Source organism: Gordonia malaquae, from assembly GCF_037148075.1.
GTDB classification, from domain to species: Bacteria; Actinomycetota; Actinomycetes; order Mycobacteriales; family Mycobacteriaceae; genus Gordonia; species Gordonia malaquae.
Map to the genome: position 1 here is coordinate 494,381 of NZ_JBBCUB010000002.1, position 15,398 is coordinate 509,778.

At 67.7% G+C, this 15,398-nt stretch carries 13 protein-coding genes; 1 reads left to right on the forward strand and 12 read right to left on the reverse strand.

Annotated features, from left to right (window positions below):
- Positions 1-35: 35 nt before the first annotated feature.
- The 11 genes from aroB to aspS all read right to left on the reverse strand — a co-directional run bounded on the left by aroB (position 36) and on the right by aspS (position 13,549).
- On the reverse strand, positions 36-1,145 hold the full coding sequence (gene aroB / locus WFK36_RS09345) for a 3-dehydroquinate synthase (protein WP_336791441.1): 1,110 nt from the start codon (positions 1,143-1,145) through the stop codon (positions 36-38).
- Positions 1,142-1,663, reverse strand: a complete 522-nt coding sequence (locus WFK36_RS09350; protein ID WP_336791442.1) for a shikimate kinase — start codon at positions 1,661-1,663, stop codon at positions 1,142-1,144. Before WFK36_RS09350 ends, aroB begins: the two co-directional genes overlap by 4 nt.
- On the reverse strand, positions 1,660-2,838 hold the full coding sequence (gene aroC / locus WFK36_RS09355; RefSeq protein ID WP_008377981.1) for a chorismate synthase: 1,179 nt from the start codon (positions 2,836-2,838) through the stop codon (positions 1,660-1,662). Before aroC ends, WFK36_RS09350 begins: the two co-directional genes overlap by 4 nt.
- A complete protein-coding gene (locus tag WFK36_RS09360) occupies positions 2,835-3,257 on the reverse strand; it encodes an A24 family peptidase (RefSeq protein WP_336791443.1) in 423 nt (140 codons plus the stop codon). Before WFK36_RS09360 ends, aroC begins: the two co-directional genes overlap by 4 nt.
- A gap of 155 nt (positions 3,258-3,412) precedes the next feature.
- On the reverse strand, positions 3,413-4,228 hold the full coding sequence (locus WFK36_RS09365; RefSeq protein WP_336791444.1) for a shikimate dehydrogenase: 816 nt from the start codon (positions 4,226-4,228) through the stop codon (positions 3,413-3,415).
- Entirely contained in the window at positions 4,221-6,011 is a 1,791-nt protein-coding gene (locus WFK36_RS09370; RefSeq protein WP_336791445.1) for an endolytic transglycosylase MltG, read from the reverse strand. The genes WFK36_RS09365 and WFK36_RS09370 overlap by 8 nt, the downstream gene beginning before the upstream one ends.
- A 32-nt stretch (positions 6,012-6,043) precedes the next feature.
- The gene (gene ruvX / locus WFK36_RS09375; RefSeq protein ID WP_336791446.1) at positions 6,044-6,490 is read right to left on the reverse strand and encodes a Holliday junction resolvase RuvX; all 447 of its coding nucleotides are present in this window, start codon (positions 6,488-6,490) and stop codon (positions 6,044-6,046) included.
- Positions 6,487-9,153 (reverse strand): alanine--tRNA ligase, encoded by a 2,667-nt coding sequence (gene alaS / locus WFK36_RS09380; protein ID WP_336791447.1) that lies wholly within the window; start codon positions 9,151-9,153, stop codon positions 6,487-6,489. The genes ruvX and alaS overlap by 4 nt, the downstream gene beginning before the upstream one ends.
- Before the next feature lie 81 nt (positions 9,154-9,234).
- Positions 9,235-10,533 (reverse strand): replication-associated recombination protein A, encoded by a 1,299-nt coding sequence (locus WFK36_RS09385; RefSeq protein ID WP_223291429.1) that lies wholly within the window; start codon positions 10,531-10,533, stop codon positions 9,235-9,237.
- Between the two features lie 68 nt (positions 10,534-10,601).
- Positions 10,602-11,735, reverse strand: a complete 1,134-nt coding sequence (locus WFK36_RS09390; RefSeq protein WP_336791448.1) for a hypothetical protein — start codon at positions 11,733-11,735, stop codon at positions 10,602-10,604.
- Positions 11,736-11,743: 8 nt separating this feature from the next.
- Positions 11,744-13,549: an aspartate--tRNA ligase gene (aspS, locus tag WFK36_RS09395; protein ID WP_336791449.1), complete on the reverse strand. Its 1,806-nt coding sequence runs from the start codon at positions 13,547-13,549 to the stop codon at positions 11,744-11,746.
- Positions 13,550-13,668: 119 nt separating this feature from the next.
- Between aspS and ypfJ the strand changes: the two genes are divergently transcribed.
- The gene (gene ypfJ, locus WFK36_RS09400) at positions 13,669-14,550 is read left to right on the forward strand and encodes a KPN_02809 family neutral zinc metallopeptidase (RefSeq protein ID WP_336791450.1); all 882 of its coding nucleotides are present in this window, start codon (positions 13,669-13,671) and stop codon (positions 14,548-14,550) included.
- A 62-nt stretch (positions 14,551-14,612) separates the two neighbouring features.
- Here the strand turns inward: ypfJ and WFK36_RS09405 are convergent, their stop codons facing one another.
- Entirely contained in the window at positions 14,613-15,182 is a 570-nt protein-coding gene (locus WFK36_RS09405; RefSeq protein WP_336791942.1) for a hypothetical protein, read from the reverse strand.
- Positions 15,183-15,398: the final 216 nt, after the last annotated feature.

Here is a 15,398-nt window from a genome sequence, read left to right on the forward strand (position 1 = left end):
CATCGAGGTCCGGCGCCGTTCTTCATCTCAGCTCCTCAGAGCAGGATCGCGCCGCCGCCGGAGGGCTTGCCCTTGGCCACGGAGGAGTACGCGGCCGCGATCAGCGAGGGGTCGGGCGCTTCGAGCCGGCCGGGCTTGGCGAGACCGTCGAGAACGACGAAGCGGATCATTCCCGAGCGATTCTTCTTGTCGCCCGCCATGGTCTTGAGCAACGCGGGCAGAGCGTCTTCGTCGTACGCCGTGGGAAGTCCGACGAGTTCGAGGATCGACCGGTGTCGATCGGCGGTCTCGTCGTCGAGGCGGCCGGCAAGCCGTGCCAGTTCGGCGACGAACACCATGCCGACGGAGATCGCCGCGCCGTGACGCCACTTGTACTGCTCGCGACGTTCGATCGCGTGACCGAGCGTGTGACCGTAATTGAGGATCTCGCGGAGCGACGACTCCTTCAGGTCGGCCGACACGACGTCCGCCTTGACCTGCACCGAGCGCCGGATCAGTTCCGGGAGGAGGTCACCTGCCGGATCGAGCGCGGCCTTCGGGTCGCCTTCGATGAGATCGAGGATCACCGGATCGGCGATGAAACCGGTCTTGATCACCTCGGCGAGCCCCGCGACCACTTCGTTCGGCGGAACCGTTTCGAGGGTCGCAAGGTCGATGAGGACCGCGTCGGGCTCGTGGAACGACCCGACGAGGTTCTTTCCCGCGTCGGTGTTGATGCCGGTCTTCCCGCCGACCGCGGCGTCGACCATCGCGAGGAGTGTGGTCGGGACATGGATGACGCCGATGCCACGCATCCACGTGGCGGCGGCGAAGCCCGCGAGGTCGGTCGCGGCGCCGCCCCCCAGGCTGATCACCTTGTCGTTGCGCATCATCCCGATACGGCCGAATACTTCCCAGCAGAACGCCGCCACCGACAGGTCCTTGCCTGCTTCGGCGTCCGGAATCTCCACACGGTGTGCGTCGAATCCCTTGCCCGCGAGGTACTCGCGGATCTGCTCGGCGGTCTGCGCGAGCGTGGGCTGATAGACCACGCACACCCGGTCGGCGCCCTTCGCGGCGACAGCGACGTCGTCGAGCAGTCCACGTCCGATGGTGACGTTGTACGGCGAGGCCGCACGGACGGCGACGGTGACCAGTTCGGTCATGAGTCCTCCTGTGGCAGGCCTGCCTCGTGCAGGCTTCTGATGATGTCGGTGACGATGTCGTCCACGGGACGGGTCGCGTCGACGGTGAATCCGGCGACACTCTCGTAGGCGTCGACGCGGGAGTGGAGCAGTTTCTCGTACCGTGCGGCCGGTTCGGGGCTCGACAGCAGCGGCCGGTTCGAGCCCTTCACCCTGGCGAAGCCGTCGTCGGCACTGATCTCGAGATACACGACGTGATGGCCCACGAGGGCCTCACGGATCGCCTGCACCGTCGGTGATCCACCACCGAGCGCAACAACACCTGTGCTCTCGGCGAGCACGGCCCGTACGACGTCGGCCTCGACGGCCCGGAAACCGGCCTCGCCGTCGGCGTCGAAGATCTCGGGGATGGTGCGGCCCGAGCGTCGTTCGATCTCGATGTCGGTGTCGACGAACCGCAGTCCGAGTCGATCTGCGACCGCGCGGCCGACTGTGGACTTGCCGGATCCCATGAACCCGGCGAGTACGACGACCGTCACGGGCGCGGTGGACGCGCTTCGACGGCGTCCAGGTATCCGCGCAGGTTGGAGCCGGTCTCGCCGACCGAGTCGCCACCGAACTTCTCGAGCGCCACCTGAGCGAGGACAAGCGCGACCATCGCCTCGGCGACGACTCCGGCGGCGGGCACCGCGCACACGTCACTGCGCTGGTGGATGGCGCTCGCGGGTTCGCCCGTCGTCATGTCGACGGTGGCAAGAGCACGCGGGACGGTGGAGATCGGCTTCATGGCGATGCGGACACGCACGTCCTCACCGTTTGTCATGCCGCCTTCGAGGCCGCCGGCCCGGTTCGTCGACCGCAGCACACCGTCCGCGCCGGGGACCATCTCATCGTGCGCCTGGCTTCCGCGACGTCGTGCCGTCTCGAAACCGTCGCCGACTTCGACGCCCTTGATCGCCTGAATGCCCATGAGCGCGGCAGCGAGCCTCGAGTCCAGACGTGCCTCGCCGCTGACGTGCGAGCCCAGCCCGACGGGGACACCGGTCGCAATCACTTCGACGACGCCGCCGAGGGTGTCACCGTCGCGCTTTGCCGCCTCGATCTCCTCGATCATCGACGCCTCGGCGTCCTTCCCGAAGGCCCGGACGGGGCTCGCGTCGATGGCCTCGAGGTCGGAGGGGCGTGGTGCGGGGCCGGTGTACGGGTCACTGTCGCCGATCGACACGATGTGCGAGACGATCTCGATGCCGAGGACCTGCTTGAGGAAGTTCCGGGCGACGGTTCCGGCCGTCACACGCGCGGCGGTCTCACGGGCGCTCGCGCGCTCCAGGATCGGACGAGCGTCGTCGAAGCCGTACTTGAGCATGCCGGAGTAGTCCGCGTGCCCGGGGCGCGGCCGGGTGAGGGCGGCATTCCGAGCGCTGCCCGCGAGTTCGTCCTCGTCGACGGGATCGGCCGCCATGACCTTCTCCCACTTGGGCCACTCGGTGTTCCCGATCTCGACCGCGATCGGACCGCCGAGCGTCTTACCGTGGCGGACACCACCGATCACGGTCACTTCGTCGGCCTCGAACTTCATGCGCGCGCCACGGCCGTAGCCCAGGCGGCGTCGAGCCAATTGTTCGGCGATGTCGGCAGTGGTGATCTCCACTCCCGCCACCATGCCTTCGACCAGGGCCACCAGGGCCGGTCCATGCGATTCTCCGGCAGTCATCCAACGCAACACGGGTCAATTGTTCCAGAAGGCCCGACGACGGCGGTGACCAGCCATACCAATGTGACCGCGACGAGTGCCGGGCCGTGCGCGACGGCCCGCGTGCGACGTGCGGCGAGGACGATGCCCGTGACGATCGCAGCTCCGACCACGGCCAGCGCGGCGAGTCCCGGATCACCGAGAAGTCCACCGCAGACGAATGCGAGTTTGACGTCTCCCCCGCCGCACAATCTTCGCGCGAACGCGATCGCGTAGGGCGCCGCGCAGACCGCAGCCGCGACTGCGGTGGCCGGATCGGCAGCGCTGAGTGCCGCCACCACGACGACAGCCGGTCCGGTGATCACGTTCGGTATTCGTCCGGTACGCGCGTCGACGACGGCACACACGATGACGGCCGCGGACAGCACGATGGTGATCACGCGGCCAGCATCACCCGGAATCCGCGATCTGACCAGCACGATTTCCACAGGCGTGCTTCACCTGCCGAGTTAGGAGACACGCCCTAGAAGTCACAGAGTGGTGGCGTACGAAACGCACCCCGGTGTCACGTTCCTGCCATGTCGTGAGTTTTCCGTCAGAGTGTGACGCCGACCGCGGCGGCCATCGCCGACCGGGGCGCTGTGAGGCCGGTGAACTGCTCCACCTGGCTGTACGCCTGGTTGAGCAGCATCACGATGCCGCCGACCACAACGCCGCCCGCAGACTCGACGGCCTGAGCGAGCGGGGTCGGCCACGGATCGTAGATGACGTCGACGACGCGTTTCGACGCGGCGAGTGCATCGGCGATCGTCGCCGCCCCGGGTGCCGGGACGGTCGAGATCGTCACGTCGCCGTCGGTGCAGGCCGCGCGCACCGCATCGTCGTCGCCGAAGTCGACCACCCGTGCCCGGACGTCGAGCCGTTCGGCGAGTTCGAGGACGCCGCGTGCCCTCCCCTCGTCCCGCGCGACGACGGCGACGTCGTGGACTCCGACTTCGGCCAACGCTGCGAGCGCCGGGAGCGCAGTGCCACCCGCACCGACGATCACGGCCCGTGTCGCTCCGGTGGGGAGCCCCGCTTCGGCGAGTGCTCCTGTCACGCCGTCGACGTCGGTGCAGTCCGCACGCCAGCCGTCGGGGGTCCGGACCAGCGTGTTCGCAGAGCCGATGAGTTCGGCCCGAGCCGTCCGGACGTCGGCGAACGCGAGTGCCGCGAGTTTGCACGGCATGGTGACGGAGAACCCGACCCAGTCCGAGCCTGCGCCGCCGACGCGTGCCGGCAGTTCGTCGGCGGTCGTCTCGATGGCGTCGTAGGTCCACCCGTCGAGTCCGAGCGCCGCGTACGCCGCACGGTGGAGATCAGGCGATCGGGAGTGACCGACCGGCGATCCGAGGACCGCCGCTCTACTCACAGTTGACCGCCAGCAGGTTGTTCCTGCACGCGACCTGGCGGTTCTTCTTGTGCTGCGCGAACGTCTTCGCGAAGAGCGTCGTGCCCTTCTTGTCGACGGTCACGAAGTACAGCCAGTCGCCCGGTGCCGGGTCTTCGGTCGCCGACAGCGCACGTTCACCGACCGCGCCGATCGGCGTCAGGGGAAGCCCGTCGTGCTGGTAGGTGTTCCACTTGTTGTCGTCCATGTACGACTCGCCGTGCACATCGATGTCGGCGACCGCCGCGGTGTAGTTGACCGTCGAGTCCATCTGAAGTCGGATGTCCTGGTCCAGACGGTTCACGATCACGCGCGCGACCTTCGGGAAATCGTCCTCGTGCTGAGCCTCGGCTTCGACGATCGACGCGATGGTCAGCGTGTCGTACGGCGACTTCCCCGAATTGTTGCCGCTGAGCAGGCCCCACGCGGTGAAGCGGGCGACGCTCCTGGTGATCAAGTCCTTGAGGATGGTCCGCGCGTCGAGACGCGGGTCGATGTCCTCCCACGCGCCCGACGCGATCAGACCCTCGATCCGGCGGTGATCGCCGGTCAGTTCCTTCACCTTCGCCGCAGCCCAGTCGGGCACCCCGAGCTCCTCGGGCGTCGACGTCGCCGCCGCCTGCTGCAACTGTTCGGCGGTCACGCCGTACTCGCGGTCGTCCGTGGTGAACGTGGTCGCCTTCGAGATCATCTGGAACACGCCGGGCCGGGTGGTGCCGTCCGAGCTCTTCTTGGAGTCGAGTTGCAGTCCCTCGGGGACGATGAACCGTCCGACGCGCTTGTCGTCACCGGACATCATCTCCAGTGCCGCCTTGCCCGAGATTCCCTTCGGAAGCGCGTAGAAACCTGCGGACACGCCCGCGCCGCCTTCTGCGGCGTCGACGAAGGCACGCTGGCTGCCGACGACTCCCGCATCGGCGAGAGTCTGACCCACATCGCGGATCGCGGCGTCGGCGGGCACCTCGACGAGCGTCGAACCGGAACCGGTGTCGCTGCTGAAGTCCGTGCGTGAATCGAACACACCGAGCCATTTGAGGCCCAGTCCGCCGACGACGAGAACTGCGACGAGGACGAGCGCACCGATGCCGAGGAGGATGCCTCGGTTCTTCTTCCGCGACGGCATGGCACCACCGTGGACGGGGATCTCACCCGTGTCGGCGTCGTCGTCACGAGACTCGAGGATGTCGGGGACGAACACCGGCGGCTCCGGCCGTTCCTGGGGTTCCTGGGGTTCCGCGGCGGGCGGAACGTCCACCGGCGCAGTGGGCGCGGACTGGGCGTACACCGGTCGGGTGGGCGCAACGTCCGGCACCGCAGGTGCGGCCACCGGCTGTTCCGGCTCCGCATAGAATGGCTCCGGCTCCTGCGGGACCGGCGATGCGAACAGCTGCTGGTCGTTCCCGGTGACGGGCGCTTCGGGGACCGGCGCCTGCGCGTGCGGTTCGTTCAGACGCATCATCGGCTCGGGCGAGGCGTCCCGGTAGCGCACCTCGAAGTACGGCGACGGAGCGCCCTGAGGCGGCTGGGGTGTGCGGTACTCGATCGTCGGATCGGGCAACGCGCTCTCGACTCGAACGATCGGAATGCTCCCCGTCGTCGTCGGGTCGCCGGGCCCACGGCGCCGTCGGCGGCGGTTCCCCTCCTGCACCGCTGAGGGATCGGCGAAGAATCGACGAGGGTCACCGGCGTTGCCGTCCGGGGTGGAACCCGAATGGCGGGGCCGTGCGTCGTCCCCGTGACGGGGCGTACGGTCCTGGTCAGTCACGTCGGTCGGTCCTCCTCATCGGCGTGCCCGCGTCAGCGACGCGCGTCCAGCCATCCCTGCAGAATAGCCACCGCGGCGGCCTGATCGACGACGGCGCGCGCATTCTTCGCCTTCACGCCGCTTGCGCGGAGCGCGGTCGTCGCGGTGACGGTGGTCAGTCGTTCATCGTGATACTCGACGCTCACATCGGGCAACGTGTCTCGGCCCGTCAGCTTCGCCTCGACACGGTCGCCGAATGCGCGAGCCGCCTCGACAGCCGGGCCGTCGGTGTTGCGAAGCGTCCGCGGCAGTCCGACGATCACGCCGATCGCCTCGTACTCGTCGACGATCGCGACAACACGCTCGACGTCGCCGTCGTGTTTCGTCCGCTGGACGGTCTCGACAGGCGTCGCCAGGATTCCGTCCGGATCGCACACCGCGACCCCGACACGGACACTGCCCACATCGATCGCGACACGACGCCCGCGGGGCGTGATCATCGCCCTCCGACGACGTCACGGAGACGGACCAGCGCGGCATCGACACCGGCGGCGTCCGTGCCGGATCCCTGTGCCAGATCGGGCTTGCCGCCACCGCGACCGGCCACGAGCGGCGCAATCTCCTTGACGACGTCCCCCGCCTTGATACCGGCGGCGCGTGCTGCGTCCGTCGTACCCACCGCGAACGGCACCTTGTCACCATCAGCCGAGAACAGCGCGACGACCGCATTGCGGTCGGCGACGCGCCCACGAAGGTCGGTGACCAGGGTCCGCAGGCCGTTGGCGTCCACACCGTCGGCGACGCGGCCAGCGACCACGAGGGTCTCGCCGATGGTCTGCGCCTGGTCGATCAGGCCCGACACCGCTGCGCGGGCCTGATCGGCTTTGAGTGCGTCGAGCGCCTTCTCCGCCTCGCGCAGCTTCGCGACGAGTTGGTCGACACGATCGGGCACCTGCTCCGACGGCACCTTGAGGCTCGACGCGAGGCCGGCCATCAGCGCACGTTCACGCGACAGGTACCGGAACGAGTCCATGCCGACGTATGCCTCGACTCGTCGGACACCCGAGCCGACCGACGACTCGCCGATGAGCGTGATGGGGCCGATCTGAGCCGAGCTGCCGACGTGCGTTCCGCCGCACAGTTCCATCGAGAAGGGTCCGCCGATCTCGACCACGCGCACGCGGTCGCCGTAGTTCTCGCCGAAGAGCGCCATCGCGCCCATCGCCTTGGCCTTGTCCAGGTCGGTCTCGAAAGTGTTGACTCCGAAGTTCGCCTCGACTGCCTCATTGCTGATCTGCTCGATCTGCGCACGCTGGTCGTCGGTGAGACCGCTGCCCGCGTGGAAGTCGAAACGCAGGTACCCGGGACGGTTCAGCGAACCGGCCTGAGTGGCGGTGGGTCCGAGGATCTGCCGGAGAGCGGCGCCCACGAGGTGAGTACCCGAGTGCCCCTGCGTTGCGCCGTGGCGCCATGCGGCGTCCACGCTGGCTAGCACGTCGGCGCCCTCGGTGATCTCGCCCTCGTCGACGATCACGCGGTGCAGCCACACCTGCTTGCCGACCTTCTGGACGTCCTTCACCGACATGCGCACACCGTCGGATGTGGTGATGACACCCTGATCGGCGATCTGGCCGCCCGACTCCGCGTACAGCGGACTGCGGTCGAGGATCACTTCGAGTTCGGTGCCCGGAACCGCCGAACGAACACGTTCGCCGTCGGCGACGAGCCCGAGGACGCGAGCTTCGGACACGAGTTCGTCGAATCCGGTGAACACAGTCGGGCCGCGGTCGAGGAACTCGCGATACACGGTCTGGTCGGCGTGCGACGCCTTGCGCGAACTCGCGTCGGCCTTGGCGCGCCTGCGCTGCTCGGCCATCAGCTCGGTGAAACCGTCACGGTCCACCTCGAGGCCTGCCTCGGAGGCCATCTCCAGGGTCAAGTCGATCGGGAACCCGTACGTGTCGTGCAGAGCGAACGCGTCGTCGCCGCTGATCCGCGACTTGCCCGACGCCTTGGTGGCGTCTGCGGCCTCGGAGAACAGCTTGGAACCCGCGGCGAGAGTCTTCGCGAAGCTCGTCTCCTCACCGACGGCGACCGACACGATGTGTGCGCGCTGTTCGGCGAGGTTCGGGTACGACGGGCTCATCAGATCGATGACCGCCTCCACGATCCGTCCCATCGTCGGCTGGTCGGCGCCCAGCAGACGGACCGACCGCACCACGCGGCGGAGCAGGCGACGGAGAACGTAACCACGTCCGTCGTTGGAGGGGACCACGCCGTCGCCGATCAACATGACCGAGGTGCGGGCATGGTCGGCGATCACGCGGAAGCGGACGTCGTCGTCGTGGTTGCCTGCACCGTAGCCGCGGCCGGTCAGCTCGGCGGCGAGGTCGATGATCGGGCGGCACAGGTCGGTCTCGTAGACGTTGTCGACACCCTGCAGGATGCAGGCGACTCGTTCGACGCCCATGCCCGTGTCGATGTTCTTCTTCGGCAGCGGGCCGAGGATCTCGTAATTGTCCTTGCCGCCGCCCTCGCCGCGGATGTTCTGCATGAACACGAGATTCCAGATCTCGATGTACCGGTCCTCGTCGGCCTCGGGGCCGCCTTCGACGCCGTACGCCGGGCCGCGGTCGTAGAAGATCTCCGAGCACGGTCCGCACGGGCCGGGCACACCCATCGACCAGTAGTTGTCCTTGAGGCCACGTCGCTGAATGCGCTCGGCGGGCACGCCGATCTCGTCACGCCAGATGGTCTCGGCCTCGTCGTCGTCGAGGTACACCGTCGGCCACAGGCGCGTCGGGTCGATGCCGTAGCCGCCGTCGTCGACCGAGTTGGTCAGCAGGGTCCAGGCGAACTGGATCGCTTCGCGCTTGAAGTAGTCGCCGAAGGAGAAGTTGCCCGCCATCTGGAAGAACGTGTTGTGGCGGGTGGTGATGCCGACCTCTTCGATGTCCAGCGTGCGCACGCACTTCTGCACACTGGTGGCACGGTCGTACGCAGGAGTCTGATCGCCGAGGAAGTACGGCTTGAAGGGCACCATGCCCGCGTTGACGAACAGCAGATTCGGGTCGTCGAGGATCAGCGAGGCGCTGGGAACCTCGGTGTGACCGGCCCGGATGAAGTGATCCAGGAAACGCTTCCGGATGTCATGCGTCTGCACTGCGGCGGTGTCCTTCGTTGAAGTGGTGATACCGGAACCCGAGTTTACCGGGCTGTGACAAGGGAGTTGACGTCGCACGCGTCAACGACGGCGCGCACGTCCGGCGAGGCCGCGGACGATCGAGCGCAGTCTGCCCACGCGCGGGCCGAGTTCACGTTCGAAGCCGTGGTCGGTCGGCAGGTAGTAATCGACGCCGACCAGCGTGTCCGGTGCGTACTGCTGGGCGAGGACTCCGTCCGGATCGTCGTGTGGGAAGCGGTAGCCGACGGCGTTGCCGAGCTTCTTCGCTCCCGCGTAATGACCGTCGCGCAGGTGTGACGGAACCGCACCCGCCTTGCCCGACGAGATGTCGGTCATGGCGGCGCCGAGCGCTGACGTGACCGAGCCCGACTTCGGGGCCGTCGCGATATGGATGGTGGCCTGCGCCAACGCGAGCTTCGCCTCCGGCATTCCGACGAGTTGCACCACCTGAGCAGCGGCCACCGCGGTCTGCAGTGCCGTCGGATCTGCCATGCCGACGTCCTCGCTGGCATGGATCATCAACCGTCGAGCGATGAATCGGGGATCCTCCCCCGCACTCAGCATCCGGGCGAGATAGTGCAGGGCCGCGTCGACGTCCGAGCCGCGCATCGACTTGATGAACGCACTGGTCACGTCGTAATGCTGGTCGCCAGAACGGTCGTACCGCACGGCTGCGCGGTCGATCGCCGCTTCGACGTCGGCGACGGTGACGGTCTCCCCGTCGCTGCCGTCGGCGCTCGCCTCGAGTGCGGTCAACGCTCGCCGCGCATCTCCCCCGGCCACCGCGACGAGATGGTCGAGTGCCTCCTCCGACAGCTCCACCGATCCGTCCAAGCCACGCGGGTCGGCGACCGCACGCGCCACGACGTCCTTGATGTCGTCGTCGGTGAGCGACCGCAGCTGCAGCACCAGCGACCGTGACAGGAGCGGAGCCACCACCGAGAACGACGGATTCTCGGTGGTCGCCGCGACGAGCAGCACGATCCGGTTCTCGACTGCGTCGAGCAGCGCATCCTGCTGGGTCTTGGAGAAACGGTGGACTTCGTCGATGAACAGGACTGTCTGTTGGCCTTGAATCAGCCGTCGGCGGGCGACGTCGATGACGGCCCGGACCTCTTTGACTCCGGCGGACAGCGCGGAGAGGGCCTCGAAGCTGCCACCGGTGGCCTGGCTGATCAACGACGCCATCGTCGTCTTGCCGGTGCCGGGCGGGCCGTACAGCAGCACCGACGAGCCGCCGGACCCGGCGATCAGCCGTCGCAGCGGCGACCGTTCGCCGAGGAGATGATCCTGGCCGACGACCTCCTCGAGCGAGGTCGGCCGCATCCGGACTGCGAGTGGTGCGGACGGTGACGGCATCGGCGGGTTCGACCTCTGTGCCGTGCCGATGTCGTCGAAGAGGTCCCCGCCGTCCCCCGACTGGCCGGTCATTCGAACCAGAGACGTTGCAGCGCGCGCCCGACGTCTCGTGCGACGTCTGAGACCACCGGGTCGGCCGACGACCGGGCGAGATCGGCCCAGCGGGCGGTCACGACGCGCGGATCGGCGGTGTGCAGTGCCCAGTCGTCGCCCGACGTGTCCGACTCCAGCATCCAGTAGGTGCCGAGCCACACCCAGAGGGTGCGTGCGGTGGTCAGCAGGTCCCGGAGGGTCTGGTCGTCGGCGAGGGCAGGCCACAACGGGGACACCTCCGCCCGCCACGCGTCGGCCAGAGCCGTCTCCAGCTCGGCGGCTCGGTGCGACGCGGGCTCGGACAGCGCCGACGGGAACGTGGCCAGCGCGTACGCCACGTCGAGGGTGGCGTCGCGGAACGCGCCCCACTCGTAGTCCATGAACTGGACGCCGTCGTCGTTGATCAGGATGTTCTCGGGACCGACGTCCGACGTGCTGAACGCCCGGAACCGGCCGTCGCCGAACAGTGCCAGACCCGCATCGAGCACGGCCCGGAACTCGTCGGGCACACTCACCCCGATCTCGTCGGCGACGTCGGCGGTACGACGCACCGCCTCCGCGGCCTGCGCGTCGATGCCCGACGAGCAGATCGGTGCGTCTCGGCGACCGTCTCCACGGCGGCCGCTGACCCTCAGCAGAGTGTCGAAGTCGTCTTCGCCGCCGAAGGTCGCTGCGTGCATGCGTCCGAGGGCCTGGCCCCACGCGCTCACGCCGCGGCCGACCTCGTCGACGTCGGTCGAGCCGAGCAGGTCGATCATTCGACGGCCGTCGCCGAGATCGGTGAGGACGAGGATCCGGCTGTCGAGGTCGGAGGCCAGCAACTGTGGGCCGGGCCGTGACGCGGTCGGCAGCGCCGTGGCGTACCGGTACGACGCGATCTCGCGCAGCACCTGGTCGGCCGACGAGTGTTCGTCGAACGCTTTGACGACGACGGTGCGGTCGAGCGACACCGGGTTGTCGGCGACTCGGACACGCAGCACGGTGCTGCGGCCCGAGCCTCCGAGATCCTCGGGGTCGTCGATACGGACTCGGCTGCCCGCTCGCCGCGTCAGGACGTCCTGCGCGGTCTCGAGCACCGAATCGATTCGATCATGTGCCACTACGGTCATGATGAGACTCAGGCGTTCGCCTGTCCCTCTCCAGCCGCTTCAGCGGCGGCCTTGGGTGCGGGCTTGAAGTCGATTCCCGACTCCTTGCGCTGTTCCGGCGTGATGGCGGCCGGAGCGTCGGTCAGCGGGTCGACGCCGCCGCCGGACTTCGGGAACGCGATCACTTCGCGGATCGACGACTCGCCCGCGAGGAGCGAGGTGATGCGGTCCCACCCGAAGGCGATGCCGCCGTGCGGCGGTGCACCGTAGGAGAAGGCGTCGAGGAGGAACCCGAACTTCTCCTGTGCTTCCTCTTCGCCGATGCCCATGATCTTGAACACACGTTCCTGCACGTCACGGCGGTGGATACGGATCGAACCGCCACCGATCTCGTTTCCGTTGCAGACGATGTCGTAGGCGTAGGCCACGGCCGCACCCGGGTCGGCTTCGAGGTTGTCGAGGCACTCCGGCTTCGGGGAGGTGAACGCGTGGTGCACCGCGGTCCAGGCACCGGAGCCGACGGCCACATCGCCTGCTTCGACGGCGTCGCCCGCAGGCTCGAACATCGGGGCGTCGACGACCCAGGTGAACGCCCAGTCGCCGTCCTTGATCAGGTCGAGCTTGCGTGCGATCTCGCCGCGTGCCGCACCGAGGAGCGCGCGCATCGGCTTCACGGCGCCCGCGGCGAAGAAGATGCAGTCGCCCGGTTTCGCGCCGACGTGGGCAGCGATTCCCTCACGCTCGGCGTCGGAGATGTTCTTCGCGACCGGACCGGTCAGGGTGCCGTCCTCCTGGACGAGCACGTAGGCGAGCCCCTTGGCACCGCGCTGCTTGGCCCATTCCTGCCACGCGTCGAGCTGACGACGCGGCTGCGACGCACCACCGGTCATCACGACGGCGCCAACATACGGGGCCTTGAACACGCGGAACGGGGAGTCGGCGAAGAACTCGGTGCACTCGACGAGTTCGATGTCGAAACGCAGGTCGGGCTTGTCGCTGCCGAAACGACGCATCGCATCGGCGTAGGTGATGCGCGGGATCGGCGCGGTGATCTCGTGACCGATGAGCTTCCACAGCGATGCCAGGATCTCTTCGGCGAGGGCGATCACGTCGTCTTCGTCGACGAAGCTCATCTCGATGTCGAGCTGCGTGAACTCCGGCTGGCGATCGGCGCGGAAGTCTTCGTCGCGGTAGCAGCGGGCGATCTGGTAGTACCGCTCCATGCCCGCGACCATGAGCAGCTGCTTGAACAGCTGGGGGCTCTGCGGCAACGCGTAGAACGTGCCGGGCTGGAGGCGTGCTGGCACCAGGAAGTCGCGGGCGCCTTCGGGCGTCGACCGAGTGAGGGTGGGAGTCTCGATCTCGACGAAGTCGTGCGAGCCGAGAACGGCACGTGCCGCAGCGCTGACCTGCGAACGCAGACGGATCGCGCGGGCCGGACCTTCACGGCGCAGATCGAGGTAGCGGTGGCGCAGGCGTGCTTCCTCGCCGGGCTGCTCGTCGAGCTGGAACGGCAGCGGCGCCGATTCGTTCAGGACGACGAGTTCGGTGGCGTTCAGTTCGACGGCGCCCGATGCGAGGGCGGCGTTCTCGCTGCCTTCGGGACGTTCCTCGACGACACCGGTCACCTTGACGCAGCACTCGGCGCGCAGGCGGTGAGCTGCTTCGGCGACCTCGTCGTCGCGGAAGACGACCTGCACGAGGCCGGACGAGTCGCGGAGGTCGATGAAGACGACGCCTCCGTGGTCACGACGACGTGCGACCCAACCGGTGACGGTGACGGTCTGCGAGGCGTCCTCGCGGCGCAACGATCCGGCGAAATGCGTGCGGAGCACTGGATTCCTTCCTTGTGCGCAGCGGGGTCGCTGGCAGGATTGGTGACGGTTCCGGTCAATTCTACGGATCGCCACCGACAAAGCGACTTCGGGCCGGACGCTTGGCTTACTGTTAGCCCATGACTTTTCAGGGGAGCGGGCCTCTCGACACCAGTGACGTGTCGGCCGGTGGATCTGGCGGGGGCGGTTTCGGCGGCGGAAAGATCGCCCTCGGCGGCGGTGTCGGCGTGATCGTGACGATCGTCGCGCTGCTGTTCGGCCTCAATCCGGGCGACATCCTGGGCGGCGATTCGTCCAACCAGCAGGCTGCTCCGGGCAGTCAGGGCACGGACAGCGCCGACAGCCGAGAGCTCCAAGCCCACATCGATTCGTGCACGGTGGAGATGGCGAACACCGATGACGTGTGCCGCATCGTCGCGACGAAGGACAGCCTGAACAAGGTCTGGGCCAAGCAGATGCGCGGCTACACCAAGCCGGAGACGAAGATCTTCGCCGGCAACATCTCGACTGGCTGTGGCGCTGCGTCGTCGGCGATGGGCCCGTTCTACTGCCCCGCCGACCGCACCGCGTACTTCGATCCGGCGTTCTTCGCCGACCTGAAGAGGATGGGCGGCTCCGACGGCCCGCTCGCCCAGGAGTACGTCGTGGCCCACGAGTTCGGTCACCACGTCGAGAATCTGACCGGTGTGCTCGCCAAAGGTCAGCGGATGGGCAACGACGGTTCGCGCCGCATCGAACTGCAGGCCGACTGCCTCGCCGGCGTGTGGGCGTACCACGCCGACAAGGGCCCGGACGCGATGCTGAAGCCGCTCACCGAGGACCAGATCGCCACTGTGATCAGGTCGGCCCAAGCGATCGGCGACGACACCATTCAAGGTTCCAACTCGAACCCCGAGGGCTGGACTCACGGATCGTCCACCCAACGCGTCCGCTGGTTCAAGATCGGCTACGACGGCGGCAAGCCGTCCCGCTGCGACACCTTCGCGACGAACGACCTGTAAACGAGGGCTTTAACGACAAACGAGGCACGCATGCGTGCCTCGTTTGTCGTTGAGTGCCTCGTTCAGACACGAATCCCGAGTCGGGCGTAGTGCGAGCGCAGGATGCGCATCAGTCGTCCTCGCCGCAGATCCTCCCAGACCCATCGCACTACGACGAGTCCCAAATCACGAAGCTCGTCCTCGCGGATCTTCTCCCGGATGACGACGTCCTCGGGCTCCTCACCTCGTCGCATGTTCCGCCGATACTTGACGAGACCGTCGAACTCGCCGACGAATACGTCGTCGATGCCGAAGTCGCAACGCGCCGTCCGACCTGACCGAAGGGCATACTCGACCTGCAAGTCGGGCACGGGAAGTCCGTCGTCGATCATCTGGGCTCGACTCCACGACTCCCCTGGCGATTCCGAGCGCCCGTCCGCGAACCCGAAAGCGCGACGAGCGAGGTTCACTCCTCGGCGCCGTTCAGCGAGCAGCTGTCCGATCGCCTCGACATCGGCGTCTCGCGCGAGCGCGCAGTCGAACGCAGTCAGCGCCTGCGCAAAGTTCCTCGCTCCGAGGGCGACGTCGACGACTGTTCGCTCGAGACTAGTCGCCAGTACGCCATCGATCACCACGATCTCGTTGTCGGTCAACGTGCGAGGGTGCACAATCCGTCTCGACTGCCGGTACCCGCCGTCCCCTCGACCGTTTGTCATGTGAATGCGCTCGTGATCCGGGTACAAGAGTCTCAGCCCGTGCAGTGACGCGGCTGACTCATGGCTGAGGACCAGCGGCCCGCACCGCCCCGCGACCAGACTTCGGCGTCGGTACTCCTCTTCTGCAGCTTCTGCCGACGAGCGATCCGTGAT